Here is a 25,952-nt window from a genome sequence, read left to right as displayed (position 1 = left end):
CTCGAAGGGGCGGTCGCGAGGCGGTGTTCGCGTGGATCAGTCGTTTATAAGTTCGACTCCTGGACGGTCGGGCGGCCGGGGCTTCGGCGGTGTTCGCCGCCGCTCTGCGGGCGCTCATTTATAAGCGAACCACTGGGACCTCGGTGACCTATCCGTCTCCGTGCGTGAAGCCGCGGTCGGGCAGGGGCTCGCCGTCGGCGAGGACGCGCGACCCTCCTTCTTCGGGCTCCTCGACCACCGTCCCGATCCGCGTGAGCCCGGCGGGACACGACTCTTCGACCGCATCAACCTCCGCTTCCGGTACCGCACAGACCAACTCGAAGTCCTCGCCGAAGTGCGCCGCGAGTTCGAACCGCTCCGTCGACCCCTCCGCAACCCCCTCGACCGCGGGGTGAACCGGAACCGCGTCCCGCTCGATCTCGATCCCGACCTCGCTCGCCTCGGCGAGCTGGTGACACGACCGCGCCAGCCCGTCCGAAGAGTCCATCATCGCGGTCGCGTGCGATGCCAGCGCCAGCCCGTCGGCCACGCGCGGCGTGAACCGGAACAGCTCGTTGGCGCGCTCGGTCTCGCCCTCGCCGTCGTTTTTGAAAATCCGCAGCGCCGCTGCGGCCCGGCCCCACTCGCCGGTGACGCAGAGCGCGTCGCCCGGTCGCGCCCCGTCACGCGTGACGGCCCCGGCGTCGGTGATCCCGCCGACCGCGGTGGTCGCGGTCGTGAACTCGACGTGTTCGTCGAGGTCGCCGCCGACGTACTCGGCGTCGACCGCCTCGCAGACGTCGACCGCGCCCGCGACGAACCGGGTCAGCTCGTCGCGGTCGAACGCCTCGTCGGCGTAGACGGCGACCGCGGCCCGGGCGGTCGCGCCCATCGCCGCCACGTCCGACAGCGACGCGCCGACTGCGCGCCAGCCGGCTGTGTACCGCGTTGTGCCGGCCGGGAAGTCGGTCCGCTCGTGGAGCATGTCCGTTGTGATGACCGTTCCGTCGACGACGGCGGCGTCGTCGCCCGCGTGCGGGAGGTCGGCCGCGAGAGCCCGGAGAGCGTCGCGCTCGTTCACTACCCTACGCTCCGCGCGGCGGGGTCAATAAGCGATCGGTCCGGCCCGGCTCGGTCTGGCCCGGTCCGACGCCGTCGATGTCGCTCGGCGGCGTCACCGACAGTGTTGTGGACGCTGTCACCGGCGGCGAGGGGCGCGCAGCCCCGGATGTCTTCGTTTGTATGGGCCGTGTTGTCATGGAACATTTAACCGAATAAAACAACATAACGAATATTATCATTATCAATCATTATGTTTATTGTCTTCCTCCGATTTGCTCCGGTCGCAATGGCAGTATCCGTACGCGGACACGCAGCGACCCGAGGCACCGACCCGATCACCAGACGACCGCCGCAACCCCCCACACGACCCGATGACGACACCTGACGACACGCCCGACGACACGACTCGACGCACCGATCGCACGACCGACCGCACGACCGGCTCGGAGCCCGCGGAGCGCTCCGACCGGACTGCTTCTCCGCAGCCGATCCCCGGCCGCATCCCGCCCACCGAGGAGGCCGGCGCGCCGCTGGTCCCGACGATCACGACGCGCCGGACCACGGGGACGCGCTCGCCCGGGTCGCCGCCGCGGGCCGACACCCGTCGCCCGACCCGTCCGCCGGCCGACGACGAGCGCGACGCGCCCATGGTCCCCGACCTGCGTCCCGCCTCGCGGACGCGGACCGACGGGGGTTCGCGATGACGGCGAACGCGACGCGCCGCTCCCGCGAGCGCTCGGCCCGGTCGACCGGCGAGGACGCGTCCCGCAGCACCGTCCCAATGGCGGGGACCGGCGACGGACCGCGCCCGGACCCGACGACGTTCGCGCCGACCGCTCGCCCCGCCGACAAACGCCGATCAGGCCGGCGCACCGCGCCGAACCACACCGCAGACGACGACACCACGCAGTAACCCGATGAATCCCAACGAACTCGACGACGACGTCTTCACCAGAGATATCGACAACCCGGCCGGCCGCCGGCTCCGCGAGCTGTTCGAGGAGCAGGAGTACACGTTCGCGCCGGGGATCTACCACGCCCTCGACGCCCGCCTCGCGGAGATGGCGGGTCTCGACGCGGCCTACATGAGCGGCTACTCGACCGTCCTCGGCCAGTTCGGCTTCCCCGACCTGGAGATGGTCACCATGTCCGAGATGGTCGAGAACGCGAAGCGCATGGTCGAGGCGACGAACCTCCCCGTCATCGCCGACTGCGACACCGGCTATGGCGGCGTCCACAACGTCCGGCGCGCGGTCCGCGAGTACGAGAAGGCCGGCGTCGCCGCCGTCCACATCGAGGACCAGACCTCGCCGAAGCGCTGTGGCCACATCGCCGGCAAGCAGATCGTCTCCCGCGAGCAGGCCCGCTCGCGCTTCGAGGCCGCCGTCGACGCCAAGCAGAGCGAGGACACCGTCATCATCGCCCGCACCGACGCGTACGGCTCCGCCAACGGCGACTGGGAGGAGCACCTCGAACGCGGCCGGATCTACGCCGACGCTGGCGTCGACCTCGTCTGGCCCGAGATGCCCGACCCGTCCCGCGAGGACACGGTCGAGTACGCCGAGACGATCCACGAGACCCACCCCGACCTCGATCTGGCCTTCAACTACTCCTCCTCGTTCGAGTGGGGCGCCGAGGAGGACCCGCTCACCTTCGAGGAGCTCGGCGACCTGGGCTACCAGTACATCTTCATCACGCTGTACGGTCTCCACTCGGGCGCCCACGCGGCCTACGAGGACTTCGAGAACATCGCGCAGAACGACGAGGAGGCGCAGTTCGACCTCGAAGAGCGGTACATCGGCCACGAGACGGAGAGTCACCCCGAGCTCTCCTTCGTCCCGCGGTATCAGGACATCGAGGCCGAGTTCGACCCCGAGGCCCGCGAGCGGCAGGAGGAGTCGGCGGGGTTCACCGAAGACGAGAGCGACCCGATCACGGCCGAAAACGACGACTGAGCGACCGCGAAAACCGGTGACCGAGCGCTCGGCGGCGACCGACGGCGGAGCGCTCGACGGAACCCGGCCACCGAGCGTCCCGTCGCCGTCAGTTGTCCGGAATCGCTCCCCGTTCTTTCAGCTCCGCGATGTCGCCGTCGCCGTAGCCGTACTCGTCGAGAACTGACTCCGTGTGTTCGCCGAGCGCCGGCGGGTGGCGCCGGACGGTCGTCGGCGTCCGGGAGAAGTGCATGGGCGAGCCGGGGAACGTGACGGTGCCCGCGGTCGGGTGTTCCGCCTCGGCGACCATCCCGCGCGCCTCGATTTGGGGGTCGGCGAACACCTCGCTCACGTCGCGGACGCGGCTCGCGGGCACGTCGTGTTCCTCCAGGACCGCGGTCGCCTCGGCGGTCGTCATGGACGCGAACGTCTCGCTCAGCTCGCGGTCGAGCTCCTCCCGGTGGCGGACGCGGCCCTCGTTGGTCTCGAACCGCTCGTCCGCGAGCAGGTCCGGGCGGTCGATCGCGCGGCACAGCGGCGGCCAGAACGGGTCCGACGAGCAGGCGACGACGACGTACCCGTCGCTCGTCTCGAACGCCTGATACGGGACGATGTTCGGGTGTTTGCTCCCCATCCGTCCCGGCGGCTCGCCGCTGGCGAAGTAGTTCGTCGCCATGTAGCTGGTCCAGGCGGCCTGCCCGTCCAGCAGGCTCACGTCGATCTTCTGGCCGCGGCCGTCGCCGAGTTCGCGCCCGAGGAGGGCCGCGAGGATCGCCTGCGTCGCGTACATCCCCGCGCCGACGTCGGCGAGCGCGACGCCGATCCGGACCGGCGGGCCGCCCTCGACGCCCGTGAACGACATGAACCCGCCCCGCGCCTGCATCATGATGTCGTAGGCGGGCTTGTCGCGGTCGGGGCCCCACTCGCCGTAGCCGGAAATGCCGCAGTAGATCAGCCCGGGGTTCTCGTCGACGAGGTCGCCGTAGTCGAGGCCCCACTCGGCGGTCTTACCGACCCGGAAGTTCTCGACGAGCACGTCGGCCTCGCGGGCGAGGTCCCGCGCGACCGCGCGCCCCGACTCGGTCGTCAGGTCCAACTGGATCGACCGCTTGTTCCGGTTAACGCTGACGTAGTAGGCGCTCTCTTCGCCCTCGCCCTCGCCGAACGCCGGCGGGACCCATGTCCGCGTCTGGTCGCCCTGTCCGGGCCGCTCGATCTTGAGCACTTCGGCGCCGAGGTCGCCGAGCTGCATGGTACAGAACGGGCCGACGAGCACGCGAGAGAGGTCCAGCACGGTGACGCCATCCAGCGGTCCGGTGTCGCCGTCGGGATCGCGCGCCTCACCGACCACGCGCGTTCACCCCCGCGGACCGTCGCCGAATTCGGTTCATGTGTCCCGGGTCAGTCCCGGGGGTACTGAGTGTTGCGGCGGCGTCGCGGACGGAAACCCGGGGCCGGCGAGGAGGCGGCGCCGGCGAACGGTTTCGTCAGGCCGGAAGCGTGTCGATGCCGTCGATCTCGACGTAGCCGTAGCCGCAGTCGGGACAGCGCCACTTCGTCTTCTCGCCGAGGTGAAGCGTCATCGCCGCGGTCCGGTAGAACGAACGAGACCCGCCGCAGTCGGGACAGTCCACGTCCTTTTCGAGCGCCATGTGCGCCGATCGATCCGGGCCGGGGTTGAACCTACGGATTCGGGCTCCGCCGGCCCTGTCACCACACCGGCGCGAGCAGTAGCGCGACCGTCGCCGAGATGAAGACGAGCTTGAGCGCGGTGTTGACGGCGATCACCGTCGTCCCGAACGAAGGCCCCCAGATCCCGTACTGGAACGGGATCGAGCGCCGGAACGTGGAGACGGCGAACGAGAGGATGCTCCCGATGAGCAGCGACGCGACCGCGGTCCGCGTCGTGAAGATCCCGGCCTCCGTCCCGGCGAGCGTCGCCGCGCCCGCGGTCGTGTCGAGCGTGAACACCGCGATGACCGGCACCGCGGCACCCGGCAGGCCCAGCACGCTCGTGATCGGCTCCGCCACGCTCGTCAGGGCCGCCACGTCGTAGGTCGTGACGAGCCAGATGACCAGCGTGTACACGACCGCGAGCCGCGGGACAATCCGCCGGAGGGTCCGCCACGACTTCCCGGCCGCGTCGCGCACGCGCTCCCGGTCGGTACGGTCGTCGTCCTCGGGCCCGGTCGCCTCGACGTCGGCGAGCGCGGCGCGGTCGACGTTCGACTCGGAGAGGAGGAACCCGCCCGCGACGACGCCGGTGACGGTGATCAAAAGCGCGATGCCGGCGCGCGCGCCGACGTAGACGGCGCCGGTGGTGACGCCGAGGATCGGGATCAACACCGGGACGTAGTAGGTAAACACGTGCTGGACGAAGCCGAAGAACGTGTTCATCGTCACCGCGACGAGCGTCGCGCGGTCGTCGAGCAGCCCCGACTCGCGGAACTCCGCGAGCGTCGCGTAGCCCGCGGTCGTCGACGCCGCGGTCGTGAGGATCGCCGTGCCGACCTCGTCCGGGAGGTTCGCCGGTCGGGTGAGCCACCCCGCGAGCCCGGCGACGTACCGGACCAGCCCGAACGCGACGGCGACGTTGGCGGCGAAGACGCCCCCCGCGATGAACGCCGTGATCCGGGCAAGTCGGGGGGCCACCTCCGCGAGCAGCGTCGAGAACTCGGCGGCGACCGATTGCACGAATCAGCGTACGCGAGGGGCGCTCAAATGGCCGTCGGAACGGGCGGGCGTTCCCGGAGGGTCGGAACGCGCGCCGCCGCGCGGGGCTTATGTCCCGCCGCGGAGAACGGCCCTCCGATGGCTCCCGCCGAGGATGACATCTCGATCGATGAAAAGCGCGTGTACGCGGGCAGCGCCGGCCGCACCGACGCCTACGTCGCGACGGGGACGGGGATCGTCCGCGTCTCGCTGTCGGCCGACAAGGTCGGCGCGTTCGACATGGTCGCCCGCGACCCCGCCCGCGATGTCACCGTCCTCGCTCGCGGCGGCGGCCCCGACCTCGCCGTCGCGGCCACGCCCGCCGGGCTCTCGGTCGCCGCGGTCGGCGACGACCCGGCGTTCGAGTCGGTCGACGACGAGCCGGCGGTCGCGGTCGGCGCGGCGAGGGACCGTGACGACGCGCTCCTTGTCGCCCGCGAGGACGGGGCGATCGAGCGCATCAACGTCGGGGAGGGCGACGAGGCGACGGTCTCGTCGACGACGCGGATCGGAACCGTCACGGACCCGCGCGCGGTCGACGGCGGTCTCGTCGCGGGCGGGAAGGCGGTGTACCGGGTCGGTGAGCGCGGCATCACCGACGTCGGCCTCGACGACGCGCGCGACGTGGCCGGCGCCGGGATGCCGCTTGCGGCGACCGGTACGGGGCTCTACTGGCTTGGCAACGGTTGGATGACGGCCCGGGAGGCGGTCGCGGAGGCGGTCGCGTCCGACGGCGACGGGCACGCGATGGCGGTCGTCGGCGGTGACCTGCTCGTTCACTCGGACGGGGCTGGCGAGTGGGGCGAGGAGACGTGGATGCCCGCGGACCTGCCCGTGGACGAGACGCCCGTCGCGCTCGGCTACGGCCCCGGCGTCTCGGTCGCGGTGACGGACGCGGGCACGCTCTGCGTCGACGCCGGCGACGGGTGGCGACACCAGGTGGTCGGCGTTCGCGACGTGGCGGGCGTGGCGCTCGCGGTCGTAGAATAGGCAGAGTACGTCGATGTTGACGGCTCGGTGGGAGCTCCCTCCAAATTCCCCGTCGGATTATAAACGGGATTCAGCAGGTCGGCGGTGAATACTCCCAAAGCCCCAGCCGCGAATCGGGCGCACGCTCGCTGTGGTCCTCAGTCGCTCGCTTCGCTCGCTCTCTGCGGTCCTTACTTCGCCTGCGCCCGATTCGCGGCTGCCCGTTTGAATCCCGCCCCGCACCGCACCTCACGCCTCCCCAGCCTCGTCGGTGGCTCTCCGCTTCGCTCCGACCCACCGACTCCCTCGCGCGGTGCTATCTCGCGGCCGCCGATGGCGGCCGCTCGTCGGCACGCGCCAGCGTCTCGATAGTTTGTAAGTGGGGAATATTTTCGCTCACGGACGTTTCACGCGCTCGGCAGGTCGATCTCGTCCCCGTCGGCGTAGACCGTCGGGTCCCGGATGATCCCGTCGAGGTGGAGCGGCGCATCCGTCTCGCCGCCGATCCCGACGTTGTCGCCGATCGCGATGTGGACGGTCCCGCCCGCCTTCTCGTCTAAGAGGACTGAACCGACGAGTTCCGCAACGCCGCCGTTGGTGCCGATGCCGAGCTCCGCGAGGTTGTACGCCGCGTCGCCGACCTCGTCGGCGGCGGCCTCGACGTCGGCGCGGATCGCGTCGTCGGCGATCTCGGTCACGAACCCGTCCTCCACCTCGAACGCCAGCTCCCGCCCGTCGTCGAGCAGTCCGTGGGGCATCATCGTCCCGTCGACGACGAAGGTCCCGGTCGCGCTCGCGGGCGCGACGAACACCTCGCCGGCGGGGAGGTTCGAGAAGTCGCCCGGGTCGCGGACCATGCCGGTGTCGGCGAGCCACTCGCGGTCGCCGACCTCGAAGGTGATGTCCGTGCCGGCGGGCGCGGTGACGCGGACCTCGCTGGCGTCGCCGATCTGCCCCAGCACGTCGTCGCAGGCGGCCTCGATGGCGGCGTAGTCGGCGTCGAGCCGCGTCGTGAACACGTCCTCGGTGATCCCGGGCAGCGTCGCGCCGCGCGCGCCGGCGTCGCAGGCCGCGCCGCGGGCGCGGGTGTGGCTCAGGCTCTTCGTCGTCGGGGCCAGGAGGGCGTCGGCCTCCGCCATCGCGGCCGCGACCGGTGCCGGCGGCTCCGTCCCGTGCTGTTCGGTCGGGGGGTACCGGAGGAGCGTCGCGTCGTCGGTGACGGCGCTCGCGGCCGCGTACAGCGCCTCGCCGATCGGCTCGCGCTCGTCGTCGGTGACGACCGCGACCGATTCGTCGGGAGCGACGTTCAGACACTGTTCGACCGCGGTCGTCGCGGCGTCGGAGAGGTCGGCTGCCATGCCAGCGTCTCCGTTCGGCCGGGCGTTAGGCCTTGTCATCGCTGAGTTTACTCTATTCCGTAATTGAATTATTTACGTCCGGTGCCGATCGGCGTCGAATTAACCGATCGATTACTCGTGGGGTAGTTAATTTCATTTCACCCACCTCGAAAAGATTATACCGATTCCCGAGCGGGGGGCAGATATGATACGCGTGGGCGTCAACGGCTACGGCACGATCGGGAAACGGGTCGCGGACGCCGTCGCGGCCCAGCCGGACATGACACTCGTCGGCGTGACGAAGGCGTCGCCCGACTACGGCGTCGAGGCCGCGGCGCGGCGCGGCTACGACCTGTACGCGGCGGTCGAGGACCGCGTCGAAGACTTCGCGGCCGCCGGCGTCGACCTGTCCGGGATCCTCGGCGACCTGCTCGACGCCGTCGACGTCGTCGTCGACTGCGCGCCCTCCGGCGTCGGCGAGCGCAACGCGCCCGTCTACGAGGCCCACGACACGCCGGCGATCTTCCAAGGCGGCGAGGACGCCGCCGTCGCCGAGGCCTCCTTCAACGCCCGCGGTCGGTTCGAGGCGGCCCGCGGCGCGGACGCGGTCCGCGTCGTCTCCTGTAACACGACCGCGCTCTCGCGGCTGCTCGCGCCGCTCGACGAGACCTACGGCGTCGAGAAGGCGCGCGTCACGCTCGTGCGCCGCGGCGGCGATCCGAGCGAGACGGACCGCGGCCCGATAAACGACATCGTCCCCGACCCCGCGGCGGTCCCCTCTCATCACGGTCCGGACGTGAACGAGATTCTTCCCGACCTGCCGGTCGACACCGCGGCGCTGAAGGCGCCGGTCACGGGGATGCACACCCACAGCGTCAACGTCACGCTGGAGAGCGACCCCGACTCGGGGGCCGTCCGCGACCTCCTCGCCGACGAGGACCGGATCTTCCTCGTGCCGGAGGCCGCGGGCATCGACGGCGCGGGCGCGCTGAAGGAGTACGCCGCCGACGCGGGGCGGCCCCGCGGCGACCTCTGGGAGAACTGCGTCTGGGAGGAGTCGATCAGCGTCACCGGGCGAGACCTGTACCTCTTCCAGAACGTCCACCAAGAGGCCGACGTGGTCCCGGAGAACGTCGACGCGATCCGCGCGATGACGACCGACGTCGACGCGGCCGAGTCGGTGGCGCGGACGAACGAGACGCTCGGCGTGGGTCTCGAAAGTCGGCTCGGGAACGACGGGCCGGCGCGCGCGGAACTGACGGCCGACGACTGACGCCGTAGTCGCGGTCTTTTCGGTCGCTACCGTCCGGAAGCCGCCGTCACTCGGTCGGTCGCGTGACGAGGAACGTCCGGCCGCCGCGGCGTTCGAGGTGGACCTCGCTCCCGTCGACGCGGTTCACGCGGACTCGGTCCGGGAGGCGGTCGGTTCGACAGTCGGTGATGTCCACGCGCGTGGGCGTCGCGTACCGGGGTCGGTCGGCGGTGACTGCGCTCATACACCTAGTTCGGCCCGGAACGCTCCTATAACCGAGCCATCCGCGGAGTGAAAGTGAAAGTGGACGATCCGCTGCCGCTCGCCGGTGATTCGGACAGTCGGGCTCGCCGCCGGCGGTCCGCTGTCGCCCTACCGCCGGAGGCCGGTCGCCTCGTCGTCCTCGACGAACCGCACCGTGAAGTAGTCGTAGCCGCCGTAGGCAGCATCGAGCGCGCCCATCCACCAGTTCCACCGCTCCACCAGCGAGGAGTCGTCCGGCGCGTCCTCCATGTGTCCGATCACCCCCGTCACGGTCAGGCCGTGGCCGCGGTCCTCGGAGGGCCGTCCGGAGTCGACGAGGTCGCGGGCCGCCCGCGAGACGGCCCGCCGCTCGGCCTCGGTCCCGCCGAACTCGTCTTCGAGCGCGCGTTCCAGACGCTGTCTGTCCATGAACGAGTTTGGGTGCGCAGGTATATGAGTCGCGTGGTAGGGGGTGTCAGGTCCGGTGTCGCGACGGGGTTGCGTCGACTCCGCGGGCGACTCACAACCGCGCCGCGAGCGCGAGGAACAGCAGCGAGAACGGGGCCGTGAGCAGCGCCAGCGCCAGTCCGCCCGCTCCCTCGCCGGCCGCAACGGCCATGAGGAGGCCGACTACGAGCGAGGACGATCCCAGCGTCGCGAGGGTGAGCCGCTCCGGGACGCTCGCCCGGTCCGGCCCGTCGCTCTCCGCCAGCACCGCGCCGAGCGCGGACTCGACCGCGTCCGCCCGGTCGCGGGGGACGAACAGCCACGGCGTCGACCGGAACCACGCGTTCCCCCGGTACGCGAGCAGGAACACCGTCGTCCACGGGAGGTCGATCCGGCGCGTCCTGACGACCGCCCCGAGGTCGTCGCTCCGAGTTCGGTCGCGCGCCGGATACGTCCGCGCGATCGCCCGCTCGGCCGGGTCGAGCCGAACGGCGACCCCCGACGACTCGGCGACCGCCGGCACGAACCAGACGACCCAGAACAGCGGCCAGAGGGCCGGCAGGAAGTCAGTCGGCAGCGCCAGCGCCGCCGCGACGACCGCGCCGGGCCCGGCCAGCGTCCAGCCGGGCCGAAGCGTCTCTGCGGCCTCGCGCAGTCGAGCGCCGGACGGCTCCCCGACCGAACTCTCGCGGTACACGGCGTACAGCACCGGCACGGTACCGAGCAGAAGCGCGAGCAAGAGCGCGACCCCGACGGCGATCGCCTCGGCCCCGACGCTCGGGACCGCGAGGTCGCCGGACGTGATACCCGCGATCCCCCCGGCGGCGATGGTGCCGAAGACGACGAGGACCGCGCCGGCGATTCCGACTGACACCCCGATCGCGAGCGAGCGCAGTCGCTCGTGGCGGACCGGCCCCCACTCGATCGGGTCGGGTTCGGCGACCGTCTCGGAGACGCTCCGGTCGCCGTGGGGGTCGGCCCGGACCTCCGCGGACTCCGTGCGGTCCATCGCCTCCTCGGAGGTGGAGGGCGTCCCGCGCTCGGAGGGCATACGAGCGCAGTTACCGCCGCGGTAATAAAAAGCGTGAGGCCGGCTTCCGGGTCGACTGACCGGCTACTGCTCCGACGCGGCGGCGTCCGCGTTCGGCTCGGCCGCGTCCGTCGCCGCCCCGGAGGGCTCCGCGGGCTCGACGTTGCCGAGCCGGAGCGCGTTCCCGGTGACGCCGAGGCCCATACCCATGTCGCCGACGACGACGGCCATCGCGACGCTCACGTAGCCGAGGGGAGCGCCCGCGGCGAGTAGCGCCTTCACGGCGAGGGAGGCCCCGATATTGGTTCGGATCGTCGAGCTCGCGCGCGAGGCGAGGTCGACGACGTACGGGAGCCTGGTCAGGTCGTCGGCCATCAGCGCCACGTCCGCGGTCTCGATGGCGGTGTCGGTGCCGGCGGCGCCCATCGCGACCCCCACGTCCGCCGCCGCGAGCGCCGGGGCGTCGTTGATCCCGTCCCCGACCATCGCGACGCCGCCGTCGGTCTCGGCGGCGAGCTCACGCACCGCCGCGACCTTCTCGTCGGGGAGCAGATCCGCGCGCACCTCGTCGATGCCGACGCGGTCGCCGGTTGCCCGCGCGGTCCGCTCGTTGTCGCCGGTGAGCATCGCGACCCGGTCGACGCCGAGTTCGTGGAGGCGGTCGACGACCCACGCCGCCTCCGGACGGACTGTGTCCGCGACCGCCACGACGCCCTCCAGTTCCGCCTCGGTCCCGACGAGGACGACCGTCTTCCCCTCGGCCTGAAGCCGCGGAATCGTCTCGCTCGCTAGGTCGAGGTACTGCCCGTGGTCGCAGGGCTCGGGCTCCGCGGCGGCGCTCGCCTCGCTCCCGCGCGCTCCGTCTCCGCCAGCGTCGTCGGCGTCGTCGCGCTCCCGAACCACCCCTCCGTCAGGGCGGACGTGGGCGTGGCTCAGGTCGAAACCGAGGTCCTCGAACAGCGAGGGCTTGCCGGCGTAGTGGGTCTCGCCGTCGATATCAGCGCGGACGCCTTCGCCCGTGAGCGTCTCGAAGTCGGTGACCTCGGTCTCGTCGCTGGACCCGGTACCGGCGGCCTCGGAACCGGCGGCGTCAGTGCCCCGCACCACTATCGCCTCCGCCACCGGGTGTTCGCTCCGTCGCTCGATGGCGGTCGCGCACGCGAGCACGTCGTCGGCCTCGCGGTCGCCGAGGGGGACCACGTCGGTCACCGACAGCTCGCCGCGCGTGAGCGTCCCGGTCTTGTCGAGCGCGACGACGTCGACGTCGCCGGCCGCCTCTAGGTGTTCGCCGCCCTTGATCAGGACGCCGTTCCGGGCGGCCGCGGTCACGCCGGAAACGACGCTGACGGGCGTCGAGATGACGAACGCGCAGGGGCACGCGACGACGAGCAGGGTGAGTCCGCGGACGAACCACGTCTCCGCGCCGCCGCCGACGAGGACGGGGCCGAGCGCGGCGGTCGCGACCGCGCCGACCACGACGATCGGGGTGTAGACGCCTGCGAAGCGGTCGACGAACCGCTCGGCGCGCGTCTCCTCGCCGTTGGCGGCCTCGACGAGGTCGACGACCCTCGCGATGGTCGACTCCTCGGCGGGCGCGGTGGCCTCAACCTCGAGGTAGCCGGCCTCGTTGATCGAGCCGGCGTACACCTCGTCGCCGGGCTCCTTCTCCGCCGGGACCGACTCGCCGGTGATCGGCGACTCGTCGACCGCGCCGGAGCCCTCGCGGACCACCCCGTCGAGCGGGACGCGCTCGCCGGGTCGCACCGCGAGCCGCTCGCCCGTCGCGACGGCCTCGGCGGGGACCGTCTCCTCCTCGCCGTCCCGGATCACGACCGCCTCGTCGGGGGACAGCTCCATCAGCTCGCGGAGGGAGGTGCGCGCCCGGTCGATCGAGTAGCGTTCGAGCAGCTCGGCGACCGAGAACAGCACCGCGAGCGTCGCCGCCTCGAACGGGAGGTCGACGAGCAGCGCGGCGACGACCCCGACGCTCATCAGCAGGTCGATGTCGAGGCTCACCCCCCGCAGCGAGTAGAACCCGCTCCGGAGGATCGGCGGCCCGGCGATCGCGACCGCCAGCAGGTACGCGACCGAGGCGCCCGTGACGGCCCACGGCCCGAGGAAGCCGACGCCGCCGATCGTCGCGAACGTCGGGTCGAGCCCGGGGAGCAGCCACTCGAGGGCGAGCCCGACCGCGAGGAAGGCCCCGCCGACCGCGGTGGCGATCGCGCGCGGGCTCGTGAACAGGCCGTCGGCGACGCCGTCGGACTCCGCATCCGCGACCGCGTACCCCGCGCCCTCGACGGCGGCCGTCAGCGCCTCCACGTCCGTCGCCTCCGGATCGTACGTGAGGACGACGACGCCCGTCGTGGGCCGAGTGTCGACCGAGCGGACGCCCTCCCGATCGAGCGCGCCCTCGACTTTCCCCGCGCACGACGAGCAGTCCATGTCCGGCACCGCGAGCCGGAGCTGCGCTCCCGTCGGCGCGCTCCCGTCCGACTCGTCGGGATCGGCTGTCGGGTTCGATTCGATCATTAGCTGAACGTCGCTCCCGGAGCGTTATTAATCTAGCTACCACATAGAGGCATTATTTTATAAGAGATTAATAAAAATAGATTCGAAGTAAACAAATTCGACGAGGAAGTATTTACCTCCGAGCCGGCTACCCGCGGGTATGACAGACTGGCGCGCCGTCGGCTACGGCTTCGTCGTGATGCTGATCGCCGGGCTGCTGGCCACGCTCGTCCCCGTCGTGGGCCACGTCGGCGCGGGACTCATCGGTGGGTTCGTCGCCGGCTACGTCGCCGCCGGCGGGCTGCTCTCCGGCTTCTGGCACGGCCTGCTCGCGGGCTCGGTGAGTGGCGTGGCCGTCACGCTCCTGCTCGCCGCGTTCGGCGGCCTCGTCGGACTGGCCGGTGGCCCACTCGGAAGCCTGCTCGGTGGCGCGGGGGTCCTCGTCGTCGGACTGTTCCTGACGCTGCTGTTCGCGGTCGACTCGGCGCTTGCGGGTGCTATCGGCGGCGTCCTCGGATAGCGGGATCGGCTCGAAGCGGTCCGTCGCTGCGGGGCTCCGGTATCTTATTACAATAGAACCGCCGACGCGACGGGACCGGCCGCCCCGCGACCGGAATTCACGCGCTCTCGACGGCGTCGAGGACCGCCTCGTAGTCCGGCTCGTTGGTTGGGTCGTCGGCGACCCAGTCGAAGACGACCTCGCCGTCGTCGTCGATCACGAACACGGCGCGGTTCGCGATGCCGTGGAGGCCGAGTTCGGCGATGTCGATCTCGAGGTCGTACACGCGGATCGCGTCGCCGGCCATGTCGCTCACGAGGTCGAACTCGATCCCGTGCTCCTCGCGGAACGCGCCCTGCGAGAACGGCGAGTCGGCGCTGATCCCGAAGAGGGTCGCGCCGGCCTCCGCGAAGGCGTCGGCGCGCTCTTGGAAGGCGATCATCTCGTTCGTACACGGCGGCGTGAACGCGCCGGGGAAGAACGCGAGCACGACCGGCCCGTCGCCGATCTCCTCGTCGAGGTCGAACGGCTCGTGATCGCTCGTGCCGACCGTCGCGGTGAACGCGGGTGCGTCGTCGCCTGTGGATACCATCGACTCTCGATACGGCTGATTCACGCAAAAGCCTTGTCGCGACCTCGTTCGGTGCCGGTATTGGCCCGCTACCGTCTCGGGCCGAACCCGCACCGAGTCACTCGCGGTCGAGGTACTCCTGTTGGATGTCGACGATCTCGCCGGAGTTCTCGCAGTCGGCGTACCGGCGGAGCGGCTCCGCGTTGAGTTCGAGGAACGTCTCGCCCCACGTGAACTTCGACAGGGCGCGCTCGGCGCGGTCGCGCTCGCCGAGAATCACCAGCGCCGCGGCGAACGCCTCGACAGTGGTGAGCCGCATCGGACGGCCGAAGTTCACGGGGTTGGCGGCGACGAGGTAGGGCAGCGCGCGGTGCTCGCCGGGGAGCGAGAACATCTTCTCGCCCGCCGACTCCCATGAGCAGTCGAGCGCGACGAGCGCGGTCTCGGTGGCCCGCTCGGCGTCGACGGGCGAGAGCGCGCGCTCGGCGTGGGGGTTGAGGACGACCCCGTACGGCGTGGCTCGGTCCGAGCGGTGGAGCTCGGCGAGGTCGAAGCGCGCGAGCTTCCGGGCCGTACACTTGTCGGGGTCGTCGTCGCCCTCGTACCGGACGTGGAGGTCCACACTCGGCGTTCGACGGAGTCGCGTATAAGCCGTACGGACGCCGTCGGCAGAAAAAATGCGGGTGGTCGACGCCCGCGCGCCGTCACGGGGCGCGGGTCTGCGTCACGATCGGTTCGCCGTCGTCGGCCTCTTCGGGGACGCGCGTCCGCGTCCCGATCGGAGCCGATTCGCCTTCGGTTGTCAGTTCCTTCATCGCGTTTTACAGTATTTACTCGGTGTGTAAAAAATTTTGGCTGAAATACCTATTATCCGCCCTTTGTCCTTATATAAACATGGTTTTTCGATATTTATACCAACGAATGTTTTAGCAAATGCTATTTTTGTGCCTGATTTAACGCGCCAGTTATTCGCCAGTCCGCCGCGAATCGGACTCCGCCGCTTCGTCCCGATACCGTCAAACCGGCCCGGTACCGGCGGGGTTTTTCCTCGTCGCCGCGCAGGTGATCGTATGGAGCTGTTCGCGGTTCCGGACCTCCCGGAGATCCGGGAGGGAGACGACCTCGCGGCCATGATCGGCGAGCGCGTCGACCTCCGCGAGGACGACGTGGTCGTCGTCGCCAGCACGGTCGTCTCGAAGGCCGAGGGACGCGTCTTCGACCTCGACGACTTCCCGGCCGGCCCCCGGGCCCGCGAGGTCGCCGACCGGCTCGCCGAGATAGCGGACGAGGAGAAGGATCCGCGCTTCGCGCAGGCGGTCATCGAGGAGTCGACGGAGCTGGTCATGGAGGCGCCGTTCCTCCTCACCGCGACGCGCTTCGGGCACGTCGGCGTCAACGCCGGCATCGACCGCTCGAACGTCCCGGACGGCGACCTGCTGCTGCTCCCGGAGCGCCCCACCGAGAGCGCGGAGCGCATCCGCGACGGACTCGCGGCCGACCGCGTCGTCGTCAGCGACACCTCCGGTCGTCCCTTCCGGCACGGCCAGCGCGGGGTCGCGATCGGCTGGGCCGGGCTACCCGCCAGCCGCGACTGGCGCGGCGAACGCGACCGCGACGGCCGCGAGATGGGCGTCACCGTCCAGAACGTGATCGACGAGCTCGCCGCCGCCGCCAACCTCGTCGCCGGCGAGGGCGCGGGCGGCACCCCGGTCGTCGTCGTCCGGGACTGGGAGTTCGGCGACCACGACGGCTCGGACAATCACTTCCGCGAGGTCGAGGGCGACTTCGTCCGGCAGGCCCTGCGGGAGTGGACCTTTCAGGAGTAACCATGCTCGGAATCGAACTCACCCCAGAACACGAGCTGTCTCGCCTCGTCGACCTCGGCGTCCGCGCCGAGGAGGCCGGCTACGACGCCGTCTACTCGACGTGTCACTACAACAACCGCGACCCGTGGGCGTTCCTCTCGCGGCTCGCGGCCGCCACCGACTCGGTCCGGCTCGGTCCGGGGGTCGCCAACCCCTACGAGACCCACCCGGTGACGCTCGCGTCGAAGGTCGCGACCCTCGACGAGGCCTCCGAGGGGCGCGCCGTCTTCGGGCTCGGCCCGGGCGACCCCTCGACGCTCGCCAACCTCGGCCTCGAAGACGAGCGCGGGCTCCGCTCGGTGCTGGAGGCGTTCAAGACCGCACAGCGGCTCTGGGCCGGAGAGCGCGTCGACCACGAGGGCACCTTCGACGCCGCGGACGCCGGGCTCAACTACGAGCCGCCGCAGGGCGCGGACATCCCGGTCCACGTCGGCGGCGAGGGGCCGCACATGTGTCGGATGGCCGCGAAGCACGCCGACGGCCTCCTGTACAACGGCTCGCATCCGAAAGACCTCGCGTGGGCCCGCGAGCAGGTCGACGACGGCCTCGACGACAGGCCCGATAGCCGGGGCGAGTTCGACCTGATCGCCTACGCCGCGGTGTCGGTCGCCGAGGACGAGGCCGCCGCCCGCGAGGCCGCCCGGCCGCCGGTCGCGTTCATTGCCGCGGGCGCGGCCCCGCCCGTCCTGAAGCGCCACGGGATCGACCCCGACGCCGCGAGCGAGATCGGTGACCGCGTCTCGGCCGGCGAGTTCTCCGCCGCCTTCGAGCGCGTGACCCCCGAGATGGTCGACGCCTTCTGTATGGCGGGCACCCCCGAGACCGTCCGCGAGCGCGCCGCCGCCGTCGCCGAGCACGCCGACGGCCTCGTCGTCGGCTCGCCGCTCGGCCCGGACCTCGAGGCCGCCGTCGACCTCGCGGCCGAGGCGGTCGACGGGCTGTTCTGAGGTCCGTCGACTGGGTTCCCGAGGCGCGTCGACGGGGGCTGTTCCGGGCCGCGTCGACGAGGGCTGTTCCGGGCCGCGTCGGCGGCGCCCGCACTGCTTTCACGCACGCTGGCGGCGGATTCTCGCCCGCTGACAATCGAGAATCGCTGCTGATAACGCCGGCGGGAGGTTCATAACCCGTTCTCGTCGAGGGCGAAGTATGTCCACGACACGACAGCGCCGCCCGGGTGTCCGCGGGCGGTACGAGGCCCTCCTGTGGCGGACGATGGACGCGCTCGGCGTCACCGAATCGATAGAGCGCAAGGTCGTCACGGCGGTCGGCATCCAGTTTCTCGTCACGGTCGGCATCTTTCTCACTCAGTTTTTGATCTCGGGGACCGCCGCGTACGTCGTCTCGGGGGCGCTGTTCCTCGGCGCGGTCGTCGCCATCTACAACACGCTGCTCATCGTTCGACAGGACTTCGTCGGCCCGATACGCGCGCTGGAGCGTCAGGCGGAGGCGATCGCCGCGGGGAATATCGACGACGCGCGTGAGCCCGACGCGACCGGGTCGTCGGGCGGCGACGCCGCGGGCGCCCTCGACCCGACCCAACCCGACGAGATCGGGAGCCTCGTCGGCGCCTTCGGCGAGGTCCACGGGTACCTCACGACCGTCTCCGCGCAGGCGGAGGCCCTCGCCGATCAAGAGTTCGACGACCCCGCGCTCGACGAGGAGGTCCCGGGCGCCTTCGGGGCGTCGCTCGACGAGATGGCCGAGAACCTCGCGGCCTACACCACCGAGCTGGAGGCGCTCGTCGACGCCTTCGGCGATGCCGCCGAGCGCGCGCAGGACGGCGACCTGACGGCGACCATCGACGGGGACGCGCTGGCGACCGACGAGGGCCGGTACGTCGAGATCGTCGACAACTACAACCGGCTCGTCGCGACGCTCGGCGAGACGGTCGGCGAGGTCGGCGGGTTCACCGCCGACGTGGCCGGGGCCGCGGACGAGGTGCGCGCGAGCATGGACGAGGTCGACGACGCGAGCGGCGAGGTCGCGCGCTCGGTCCAGGAGATCTCCGACGGCGCGGCCGAGCAGACGGACGAGCTGGAGGCGATCGCGAGCGAGATGAACACGCTGTCGGCGACCGTCGAGGAGATTGCGGCGAGCGCCGACGACGCGGCCGAGACCGCGCGCGACGCCGCCGAACGCGGTCGCTCCGGCCGCGAGGAGGCGGCCGAGGCGATCGCGGAGCTTGAGACGCTGGAGACGCGGATCGGCGAGACGGCGGCCGCGGTCACGGACCTCGCGGACCGGGTCGGCGAGATCGACGAGATCGCGGCCGTGATAGACGAAATCGCGGAGGAGACCAACCTGCTCGCGCTGAACGCCTCCATCGAGGCGGCGCGCGCCGACGGCTCCGGCGACGGGTTCGCGGTCGTCGCCGACGAGGTGAAGTCGCTCGCCGAGGAGACGCGCGAGTCGGCGGGGGAGATCTCCGGGCGGATCGAGGAGGTCCAGACCGCGTCGGCGGAGACCGCCGCCGACGCCGAGGCGATGGAGGCCCAGGTAGCCGAGGGGGTCGAGACGATCGAGGCGACGCTGCGGGAGTTCGAGGGCGTCGGCGAGGATGTGACGAGCGTCGACGAGACGGTCCAAGAGATCAGCGACGCGACCGACGACCAGGCGCGCACCACGCAGGAGGTCGTCGACATGGTCGACGGCGTCGCCTCCGTGAGCCGACAGACCGCGACCGAGGCGGAGACCGTCGCGGCCGCGGCCGAGGAGCAGACCGCGACCGTCTCCGAGGTGACCGGCCGGGTCCACACGCTCTCGGACCGGTCCGACGACCTGTTGGCGCGGCTGAACGAGTTCGAGGTTCCCGACGGGGGCGACGGTGCCGAAACCGTCGACGGTCCGGGGGCCGGCGCCGAGGTGCGGTCGGCGACGGGCGCCGACGACGACTGAGGACGCGGTCGGCGATCGGTGCTGACGACGACTGAGGACGGTCTGGGCGCGACGAGGTCGGCGACCGGCGCCGCCGACTACTCCGAGCGCCCGCGTCCGCCGAGCGAGGGCAGGTTCACGCCAATCTCACCGAGCAGCGCGCCGACGGCGGCGTAGCCCAGCGCGCCGACGGAAGCGATAATCAGGACCTGTCCGACGAGGACGAGCAGCGCCGACAGCGGGTCGCCGGCGCCGAGGATGAGGTCGTTCAGGAAGATGTCGACGAACCGCCCGACGTCGCCGACCAGCCGGGAGACGAAGTCGATGAGCGCCATCATGAGTCACGCTTGTACCGGGGGGCACTTGGGTGTTGAGTTCGCGGCGGGACCTCGATCGCTCCGGAACTACGCTTCCGAACACGGCTCCAACGGGTCGTCGTCGCGCGCGTACCGCAGCGCCCAGGCGATCAGGACGCCCTGAAACGGCAGGCGGACCAGCGCCGCGAGCCGCGCCGGAGCGACGAGTCGGTCCGGGAGGAGGTCGTCGAGGGTGTCGCGCCGGGCGAGGTGGACGTTCGCCGGAAACACGGCGAGGAGGAGGGCGACGATCCCCCACGCGGACGGGCGCCGCGTCCGCGGTATCGCGACGCCGACCCCGAGGAGTATCTCGGCGATCCCGGAGAGGTACACCAGCCCGACGGGCCGGGAGAACGACGGCGGGATCGCCTCCGCGAACCGATCCGGGATCAGGAAGTGGGCGACCCCGGCGGTAACGTACGCCGCGCCCATGAGGGGCGCGAGCGAGCGTTCGGCGGCGTCCGACTCGACGGGATCGGGCCGTCGGCGCGCGGGCTGTGCGTCTGCGGCGTGGGACCGGTCGGCGTCGGCCATCGGTCCGACGCACGCACCGGACGCGTATCAGTCCTCCCCGACGGCCGCGGCGGGCCGTATCGGTGCGCGCGGTGCGGCCGAGGGTTCCGGGAACCGAACCCCTTACGAGCGGGCGAGCCCAACGGTGTGGTAATGAACACGTTGTTCTGGGTGCTGACGGGGGTCCTCGCGTACTCCGCGGTCGCGAGGTGGCTGCGGAACGAGGGGATCCTCCCGGACGCGGTCAGGATCTCCGGACCGGTGTTGACGCTCCGGACCCTCCGCGGGCGCGCCTTCCTCGGCCGACTGGCGGCGCCGAAGCGGTTCTGGCGCGCGGTCGCCAACCTCGGCCTCGGCGGGGCCTTGGTGGCGATGGTGGCGTCGTTCGCGCTCATCCTCTCGTCGGCGATGTCGGCGTTCACGAACGCACAGCCCGCCGCGATCCAGCAGCCGCAGAACTTCCTCATCATCCCCGGCGTCAACGACTTCCTTCCCCTGTCGGTCGCGCCGGAGATCGTCGCCGGGCTCGGGGCTGCGATGGTGATCCACGAGGGGGCACACGGGCTCCTCTGCCGGGTCGAGGGCATCGACATCGACTCGATGGGACTCGTCTTCTTCGCGCTGCTCCCGGTGGGCGCGTTCGTCGAACCGGACGAGGAGGCGACGCAGGAGGCGTCTCGCGGCGCGCGCGCACGGATGTTCGCTGCCGGCGTCACCGCGAACACCGTCCTCACGATCGTCGTCTTCGCGCTCCTCTTCGGCCCCGTGGTCGGCGCCATCTCGCCCGCGGCGGGCTACGCGGTCGGCGAGGTCAACCCCGGCTCCCCGGCGGCCGCGGCCGACATCTCGCAGGGCGACCGGGTCGTCGAGGTCGCCGGAACGCCGATCGAGACGAGCGCCGAGTTCGAGTCGGCGATCGCCGACGCCGGCGACTCGGTTGCGCTCACGGTCGACGACGGCGACGCGCGGGAGACGGTGCGGGTCGACCGCGAGCTACAGGTGGTCGGGTCCGCCGGCGGCAACCCCCTCGGTGTGAGGATCGAGGGCGCACCGGTGACGATCGCGGCGGTGAACGGCGAGCCGGTCGCGACCGAGTCGGACCTCTTCGCCGCGGTCGGCGACGACGAGCGCGCCGCGCTGACGGTGACCGGCAACGCGACCGTCGTCGACCAGGTCCGCGACGCGCCCGGCGCCGAGGACGCCTCGGGCGTCGAAACGGCCGACGGCGAGGCCGCCGTCACCGTCCCGGACGTGCCGATCGGCGCGTACGTCGTCGGGGTTCAGGAGGACGGGCCGATCCACGACGCGGGCGCCGCCCTCGGCGAGCCGCTGACGATCGTCTCGGTCGACGGCGAGCGCGTCGTCGACAACGGGGCGCTCTCCGCGGTCCTCGGCGAGCGCGAGCCGGGGGAGACCGTCCCCGTCACCGTCTACGACGCTGACGGCGAACGCGACACGTACGAGGTCGAACTCGACGCCCACCCGAACCGCGACGGCGGCTTCGTCGGCGTCAGCGTCTTCCCCGGGACGAGCGGGCTCGCGCTCGACGACGTGGGCGTCACCGAGTACCCCGCCGGCGCGTACCTCGAACTGCTCGGCGGCGACGGGGGCGAGGGGACCGCCGGCGGCGTCCCGCTCGGCGGGGTCACCGACTCGCCGCTCGGCTTGGTGTTCGTCGCGCTCATCCTGCCGCTCGGCAGCCTGTTCGGGCTCCCGTTCAACTTCGCGGGGTTCACCGGCGACCTGACCAACTTTTTCGTTGTCGAGGGGCCGCTCGCGGTGCTCGGCGGCGGGACGTTCCTGCTCGCGAACCTCCTGTTCTGGTCGGGGTGGATCAACATCCAGCTGGCGCTGTTCAACTGCCTGCCGGCGTTCCCGCTCGACGGCGGCCGCATCCTCCGGATGGTCGCCGAGGCGGTGATCAGCCGGGTCCCGATCAGCGACCGGCACGCCGCGGTGCGGACGATCACGGTCTCGTCCGGCCTCGTCATGCTGACCGGACTGATCGCGATGATCTTCGGCAACCAGATCCTCACGGCGCTCGGGCTGATCTGAGGCCCGGCGCCACGTCTCGGCCGGTGGCGGAGCTGTTCGGCTGCGGCCGGCCGCGCGGCTCGGAAAGGCTCAACTCCCGGCCCGCCGAAAGCAGCGTATGCGCGCCCCGCTCGCGGCCGCCGCGCTCGTCGCGCTCGGCGTCCTCCTGATGGCGAACCCGCTGTTCCTCCCGGTCTCGGTCGGCGAGGCCGACCCGGCCTACACCCACACCGTTCGGTCGGTGACCGCCGGGTCGTCGGTGGGTCTCGACGCTCCGACCGACGAAGGTCTCGACGACTCGAACGCCGTCGTCGCGTACGCCGACCTTGACCCCGCCGCCCGCGCGGCGTTCGACCGCGCCCGCGACGCCCCCGAGGGCGCGTTCGGCGTCGAGAGCCCCGACGAGCGCGTCGACTCGCTGTCGTACCCGACCGACCCGACGCTCGGCGACGGACTGCTGATCGTCGAGCTCGACGGCGAGCGGTACGAGTTCTGGACCCGGACCGTCGAGCGCGAGCCGGGCGCCGTCGTCGCCCAGCGGGTCGTCCTCCAGCCGGTGGCGTTCCTCGGCGGCTTCCTCGCGGTTGTCGCCGGGGCCGCGGTCGGGCTACGGGAGCGGCTCGGCGAGGGGTGACGGGTCGGTGTCACGGCCACGACGGCGACGTACGAACCCAGAGCGCGACCCGTCGACCACAGAGGGCGACCTCACTTCCCGACCGTCGGCGTCGGTTGGCCGACGGGCTTCGGCGCGCTGCCGGCCTCGATCGCCCGACGGGTCGACTCACCGATCTCGACGAGGTGACACAGGGGGTTCCCGGGGTAGACGACCGGGTTCTCCAGCAGGCCGATCAGGAGCCCGGTGAACGGGGCCTCCACCGCGACCGCGTCCTCCTTGAACGGGTTGGTGATCGTCGCGATGCGCTCGCCCTCGCGGACGAGCGAGCCGCTCTCGAAGTGGGTGTCGACGATGCCGCCGGAGTCGGCGCGCAGCCACGTCTTCTCGCCCGCCCCGGCGACAACGGTGCGCCAGCCGGGCCAGCGAACCGTGTCGGTCTCCAGGAGTCCGTACTCCGCGAAGACGGATTTGACGCCGTCGAGCGCGTCGTCGATGAGCGGGCGCTGGAACCGGTGGGCCTCCCCCATCTCGATCGTGATCGTGGGGATGTCGGCGTCGGTCGCCTCGCCGCGGAGCGTGCCGCTCGGCCCGTCGCTGTCGATGATCACCTTCGAGCCGAACGCCATCGCGAGCCGGTACACCGACTCGTCGGTCATGTCTGCGCGGACGTGGAGCATGTTCGTCCGGCCGCGGGTGGAGGTGTGGAAGTCGAGCCCGAAGTCGCACGGCGCGATGAAGTTCTCGTAGATCCGGTGGGCCATCCGCTTCGAGCTGGTCGACCCGGGCTTCCCGGGGAACGACCGGTTCAGGTCGCGGTCGTAGACGGGGAGGTACCGCTGCTGGGCGAGGAAGCCGGGCACGTTGAGGACGGGGAGACAGACGAGCGTGCCCGAAAGCGCCGAGAGGTCCCACTCGTGGGCGACCTCGCGGACGACCTCGATTCCGTTGAGTTCGTCGCCGTGGGCGGCCGCGGTCAGGAAGGCGGTCGGCCCATCGCGCTCCCCGTTGACGATCGTGACCGGGATACGGACGGGGTCGCCGGGGTACGTCTCGCTGATGCCGTAGCGGATGTTCTGCGTTTCGCCGGGCGGCACCGCCCCGCCGTTGTACGTGAACGCCCGGTCCTCGCTCATGGCAGACCGGAGCGCGGCGTCGGGTATATATATGGCGACCCGGAGACTCCGGATCTCGTCCGGCCGAAACGATCGGGGCGTCTTTTATGTCGGCCCGCGCAGTGAGAGGTATGAGTTCGGACTCGGTTCGGGTGGGAGTGTTGTCGCTGCACAACAGCAAGGAGACGAAGGCGATCTGTAACGCCGTCGAGGACCTCGGCCACGAGCCGGTGTGGCTCCGCGAGGAGAACGCCGCGGTGAGCGTCGAGGACGGCGAGGTGGCGGTCGAGCCCGCGGTCGACGTGATCGCGAACCGCCTGCTCTTATCGAACACCGACCAGCCCGCGGAGCTGCTCGGGCTGGCGGCGACGTTCGAGCGCATCCGGCCGATGCTGAACGAGCCGAACGCGGTGCTGGCGTCGATCCACAAGTTCGCGACGGCGGCGACGCTCGCCGACTGGAACATCCGCGTGCCCGACGCGCTGCTCGCGTTGTCGAACGACCGCCTCAACGAGGGCCGCGAGCGGTTCGGCGACGTGGGCGTGTATAAGACCGCGATCGGCACCCACGGCGGCGGGACGTGGAAGGTCGACCTGACCGAGCGCGTGAACCCGAAGGTCGGCAACCGGCAGGCGTTCCTCCAGCGGCTCATCGACCGCGACGACGAGAAGCACCGCGACCTGCGGGTGTACGTCGTCGGCGACGAGATCGTCGGGTCGATGTACCGCTACGCGCCCGAGGGCGACTGGCGCACCAACGTCGCGCTGGGCGGCGCGGTGGAGGACGCCACCGACGACATGCCGCAGGAGGCCGCCGACACCGCCCTCTACGCGGCCGAGGTGATGGGGCTCGACTACGCCGGGGTCGACCTCGTCGAGGGGTACGACGGCTGGTACGTCCTCGAAGTGAACCCCACGGCCGGGTTCAAGGGGCTGTTCGAGGCGACCGGCACCAGCCCGGCCCCGCACATCGCGAAGCTGGCGATCGAGACGGTCGGCGGCGAGGTCGAGGACGAGGCGGTCGAGCGCGTCGCCGCGACCCTCGACGACTCGCGGCCGTCCTGCGCGCCCGCGCCGAAGCCGACCCCCTCCGAGCAGCCCGACATCGGCTACATCGAGGAGGTCGTCGTCACGGGCACCTCCGGCTCGACGCAGGCGCTCGCGAAGTCGGACACGGGCGCGACCCGGACGAGCATCGACACCCAGTTGGCCGCCGAGATCGGTGCGGGTCCGATCAAGAGCATGACCCGGGTCAAGTCGGGCAGCGTGAAGGGCGGGAAGGCCCGGCCGGTCGTCGACCTCGTCATCGGTATCGGCGGCAACCAGCACACCGTCACCGCGAGCGTCGAGGACCGCGAGCACATGGAGTACCCGCTGCTGCTCGGCCGCGACATCCTCACTGACTACCGAGTCGACGTGCGGCGGCGCGCCGACAGAGACGAGGCCGAGCGCGACGAGGCGGGCGAAATCCTCGAAGAGGAGGAGTAGACCCGTCCGGCGCCGCCGAAATCTGGCTCACGCGCGTCTGACAAAAGTATAAGACCGAGGCTGTCGAGGACACGACACATGGTGAAGAGCACGGTCCGGTTTCCCGAGTCGGTGGTCGAGGAGATCGAATCGCTCGTCGACGAGGGGCAGTTCGAGAGCAAGTCGGAGTTCTACCGCTTCTCGGCCGACTACGTGCTCTCCCGGACCCTCGACGAGTACGACCCGGAGACGATCGACTACGAGGCGATCGAGTCCGAGGTGATCCCGGACGCGGACCGGACGCTGGGCGCGGACGAGGAGACCGACGGCCCCCCGTTCTTCGAGTCCGTCGCGTTCGTGCGGAAGCTCGCGCTCCGGGAGAAGTTCAGCGACGCCGAGGACTTCATCGACCACCAGTACGTCCCCGGTGATCGGCACGCGGTCCTCTTAGAGGAGATCCTCCGGCTGTACCGCGAGGACGCGGCGAGCGGTGACCGAGCCCCGGCCGGCGACCCCGAGCCCGAACCGGAGCAGTCGACCCGGACCCGATAGCTCGGCCCGTCGTTCCTC

27 protein-coding genes are annotated in these 25,952 nt (G+C 71.1%); 13 read left to right on the top strand and 14 right to left on the bottom strand.

Annotated features, from left to right (window positions below):
* Positions 1-148 precede the first annotated feature (148 nt).
* The gene (thiL, locus tag B9H04_RS08400; protein ID WP_085682606.1) at positions 149-1,060 is read right to left on the bottom strand and encodes a thiamine-phosphate kinase; all 912 of its coding nucleotides are present in this window, start codon (positions 1,058-1,060) and stop codon (positions 149-151) included.
* A 352-nt stretch (positions 1,061-1,412) separates the two neighbouring features.
* Between thiL and B9H04_RS08395 the strand changes: the two genes are divergently transcribed.
* Genes B9H04_RS08395 through aceA form a run of 3 tightly spaced genes read left to right on the top strand, consistent with a single transcriptional unit; the run spans position 1,413 to position 2,996 of the window.
* On the top strand, positions 1,413-1,745 hold the full coding sequence (locus B9H04_RS08395; RefSeq protein ID WP_049931564.1) for a hypothetical protein: 333 nt from the start codon (positions 1,413-1,415) through the stop codon (positions 1,743-1,745).
* Positions 1,742-1,954 carry a hypothetical protein gene (locus tag B9H04_RS08390; protein WP_049931563.1) on the top strand — a complete coding sequence of 71 codons (213 nt, stop codon included), beginning with the start codon at positions 1,742-1,744 and terminating at the stop codon, positions 1,952-1,954. Before B9H04_RS08395 ends, B9H04_RS08390 begins: the two co-directional genes overlap by 4 nt.
* A 4-nt stretch (positions 1,955-1,958) precedes the next feature.
* Positions 1,959-2,996: an isocitrate lyase gene (gene aceA, locus B9H04_RS08385; protein WP_085682605.1), complete on the top strand. Its 1,038-nt coding sequence runs from the start codon at positions 1,959-1,961 to the stop codon at positions 2,994-2,996.
* Positions 2,997-3,084: 88 nt separating this feature from the next.
* Here aceA and B9H04_RS08380 read toward each other — a convergent pair whose 3' ends face one another.
* From B9H04_RS08380 to B9H04_RS08375, 3 genes are all read right to left on the bottom strand, one after another.
* The gene (locus B9H04_RS08380) at positions 3,085-4,326 is read right to left on the bottom strand and encodes a CaiB/BaiF CoA transferase family protein (RefSeq protein ID WP_085682604.1); all 1,242 of its coding nucleotides are present in this window, start codon (positions 4,324-4,326) and stop codon (positions 3,085-3,087) included.
* Between the two features lie 136 nt (positions 4,327-4,462).
* Complete coding sequence (locus tag B9H04_RS18640; protein ID WP_167373072.1) at positions 4,463-4,627, bottom strand: DUF7838 family putative zinc beta-ribbon protein; 165 nt, start codon at positions 4,625-4,627, stop codon at positions 4,463-4,465.
* Between the two features lie 58 nt (positions 4,628-4,685).
* Complete coding sequence (locus B9H04_RS08375; protein WP_085682603.1) at positions 4,686-5,669, bottom strand: nucleoside recognition protein; 984 nt, start codon at positions 5,667-5,669, stop codon at positions 4,686-4,688.
* 117 nt (positions 5,670-5,786) lie between these two features.
* On the opposite strand from B9H04_RS08375, the gene B9H04_RS08370 reads away from it, so the two are divergent.
* Positions 5,787-6,677 (top strand): HVO_0234 family beta-propeller protein, encoded by an 891-nt coding sequence (locus tag B9H04_RS08370; RefSeq protein WP_049931559.1) that lies wholly within the window; start codon positions 5,787-5,789, stop codon positions 6,675-6,677.
* A gap of 386 nt (positions 6,678-7,063) precedes the next feature.
* Here B9H04_RS08370 and B9H04_RS08365 read toward each other — a convergent pair whose 3' ends face one another.
* Positions 7,064-8,014 (bottom strand): aminopeptidase, encoded by a 951-nt coding sequence (locus B9H04_RS08365; protein ID WP_085682602.1) that lies wholly within the window; start codon positions 8,012-8,014, stop codon positions 7,064-7,066.
* Between the two features lie 184 nt (positions 8,015-8,198).
* Here B9H04_RS08365 and B9H04_RS08360 point away from each other — a divergent pair, with 184 nt between their 5' ends.
* Positions 8,199-9,266, top strand: a complete 1,068-nt coding sequence (locus tag B9H04_RS08360; protein WP_049931557.1) for a type II glyceraldehyde-3-phosphate dehydrogenase — start codon at positions 8,199-8,201, stop codon at positions 9,264-9,266.
* Positions 9,267-9,312: 46 nt separating this feature from the next.
* Here B9H04_RS08360 and B9H04_RS18635 read toward each other — a convergent pair whose 3' ends face one another.
* The 4 genes from B9H04_RS18635 to B9H04_RS08345 form a co-directional block, all read right to left on the bottom strand.
* Positions 9,313-9,489, bottom strand: coding sequence for a hypothetical protein (locus B9H04_RS18635; RefSeq protein ID WP_167373071.1), 177 nt, complete (start codon positions 9,487-9,489; stop codon positions 9,313-9,315).
* 128 nt (positions 9,490-9,617) lie between these two features.
* Positions 9,618-9,917 (bottom strand): hypothetical protein, encoded by a 300-nt coding sequence (locus B9H04_RS08355; protein WP_049931556.1) that lies wholly within the window; start codon positions 9,915-9,917, stop codon positions 9,618-9,620.
* 91 nt (positions 9,918-10,008) lie between these two features.
* A complete protein-coding gene (locus B9H04_RS08350) occupies positions 10,009-10,986 on the bottom strand; it encodes a hypothetical protein (protein ID WP_085682601.1) in 978 nt (325 codons plus the stop codon).
* A gap of 63 nt (positions 10,987-11,049) precedes the next feature.
* On the bottom strand, positions 11,050-13,497 hold the full coding sequence (locus tag B9H04_RS08345) for a heavy metal translocating P-type ATPase (protein ID WP_085682600.1): 2,448 nt from the start codon (positions 13,495-13,497) through the stop codon (positions 11,050-11,052).
* A 139-nt stretch (positions 13,498-13,636) separates the two neighbouring features.
* Here B9H04_RS08345 and B9H04_RS08340 point away from each other — a divergent pair, with 139 nt between their 5' ends.
* Positions 13,637-13,996 carry a DUF5518 domain-containing protein gene (locus tag B9H04_RS08340; protein ID WP_049931553.1) on the top strand — a complete coding sequence of 120 codons (360 nt, stop codon included), beginning with the start codon at positions 13,637-13,639 and terminating at the stop codon, positions 13,994-13,996.
* A gap of 97 nt (positions 13,997-14,093) precedes the next feature.
* Here the strand turns inward: B9H04_RS08340 and B9H04_RS08335 are convergent, their stop codons facing one another.
* Together B9H04_RS08335 and B9H04_RS08330 are read right to left on the bottom strand one after the other, a co-directional pair.
* On the bottom strand, positions 14,094-14,567 hold the full coding sequence (locus B9H04_RS08335) for a redoxin domain-containing protein (protein ID WP_049931552.1): 474 nt from the start codon (positions 14,565-14,567) through the stop codon (positions 14,094-14,096).
* Between the two features lie 97 nt (positions 14,568-14,664).
* Positions 14,665-15,168, bottom strand: coding sequence for a DUF367 family protein (locus B9H04_RS08330; protein WP_049931551.1), 504 nt, complete (start codon positions 15,166-15,168; stop codon positions 14,665-14,667).
* Positions 15,169-15,616: 448 nt separating this feature from the next.
* On the opposite strand from B9H04_RS08330, the gene B9H04_RS08325 reads away from it, so the two are divergent.
* The 3 genes from B9H04_RS08325 to B9H04_RS08315 all read left to right on the top strand — a co-directional run bounded on the left by B9H04_RS08325 (position 15,617) and on the right by B9H04_RS08315 (position 19,306).
* A complete protein-coding gene (locus tag B9H04_RS08325) occupies positions 15,617-16,372 on the top strand; it encodes a coenzyme F420-0:L-glutamate ligase (RefSeq protein WP_049931550.1) in 756 nt (251 codons plus the stop codon).
* 2 nt (positions 16,373-16,374) lie between these two features.
* On the top strand, positions 16,375-17,358 hold the full coding sequence (locus B9H04_RS08320) for a 5,10-methylenetetrahydromethanopterin reductase (RefSeq protein ID WP_049931549.1): 984 nt from the start codon (positions 16,375-16,377) through the stop codon (positions 17,356-17,358).
* Positions 17,359-17,623: 265 nt separating this feature from the next.
* Positions 17,624-19,306, top strand: a complete 1,683-nt coding sequence (locus tag B9H04_RS08315; protein WP_085682607.1) for a methyl-accepting chemotaxis protein — start codon at positions 17,624-17,626, stop codon at positions 19,304-19,306.
* A 77-nt stretch (positions 19,307-19,383) separates the two neighbouring features.
* Here B9H04_RS08315 and B9H04_RS08310 read toward each other — a convergent pair whose 3' ends face one another.
* Positions 19,384-19,623, bottom strand: coding sequence for a hypothetical protein (locus tag B9H04_RS08310; RefSeq protein WP_049931548.1), 240 nt, complete (start codon positions 19,621-19,623; stop codon positions 19,384-19,386).
* Positions 19,624-19,689: 66 nt separating this feature from the next.
* Positions 19,690-20,175 carry a DoxX family protein gene (locus B9H04_RS08305; RefSeq protein WP_049931547.1) on the bottom strand — a complete coding sequence of 162 codons (486 nt, stop codon included), beginning with the start codon at positions 20,173-20,175 and terminating at the stop codon, positions 19,690-19,692.
* A gap of 132 nt (positions 20,176-20,307) precedes the next feature.
* Here B9H04_RS08305 and B9H04_RS08300 point away from each other — a divergent pair, with 132 nt between their 5' ends.
* Together B9H04_RS08300 and B9H04_RS08295 are read left to right on the top strand one after the other, a co-directional pair.
* Positions 20,308-22,209 carry a site-2 protease family protein gene (locus tag B9H04_RS08300; protein ID WP_085682599.1) on the top strand — a complete coding sequence of 634 codons (1,902 nt, stop codon included), beginning with the start codon at positions 20,308-20,310 and terminating at the stop codon, positions 22,207-22,209.
* 97 nt (positions 22,210-22,306) lie between these two features.
* Complete coding sequence (locus B9H04_RS08295; RefSeq protein ID WP_049931545.1) at positions 22,307-22,822, top strand: hypothetical protein; 516 nt, start codon at positions 22,307-22,309, stop codon at positions 22,820-22,822.
* Positions 22,823-22,893: 71 nt separating this feature from the next.
* On the opposite strand, the gene B9H04_RS08290 is transcribed toward B9H04_RS08295, so the two are convergent.
* Positions 22,894-23,937, bottom strand: coding sequence for a succinylglutamate desuccinylase/aspartoacylase family protein (locus B9H04_RS08290; protein ID WP_085682598.1), 1,044 nt, complete (start codon positions 23,935-23,937; stop codon positions 22,894-22,896).
* A 110-nt stretch (positions 23,938-24,047) separates the two neighbouring features.
* Between B9H04_RS08290 and B9H04_RS08285 the strand changes: the two genes are divergently transcribed.
* Together B9H04_RS08285 and B9H04_RS08280 are read left to right on the top strand one after the other, a co-directional pair.
* On the top strand, positions 24,048-25,403 hold the full coding sequence (locus tag B9H04_RS08285) for a putative ATP-dependent zinc protease (protein WP_176450716.1): 1,356 nt from the start codon (positions 24,048-24,050) through the stop codon (positions 25,401-25,403).
* A gap of 78 nt (positions 25,404-25,481) precedes the next feature.
* Complete coding sequence (locus B9H04_RS08280) at positions 25,482-25,934, top strand: ribbon-helix-helix domain-containing protein (RefSeq protein ID WP_049931543.1); 453 nt, start codon at positions 25,482-25,484, stop codon at positions 25,932-25,934.
* Positions 25,935-25,952: the final 18 nt, after the last annotated feature.

Source organism: Halorubrum ezzemoulense DSM 17463, assembly GCF_002114285.1.
Classification (GTDB): Archaea; Halobacteriota; Halobacteria; order Halobacteriales; family Haloferacaceae; genus Halorubrum; species Halorubrum ezzemoulense.
The sequence above is the reverse complement of the archived record's forward strand: the minus strand, read 5'-3'. Positions and strand labels throughout refer to the sequence as shown.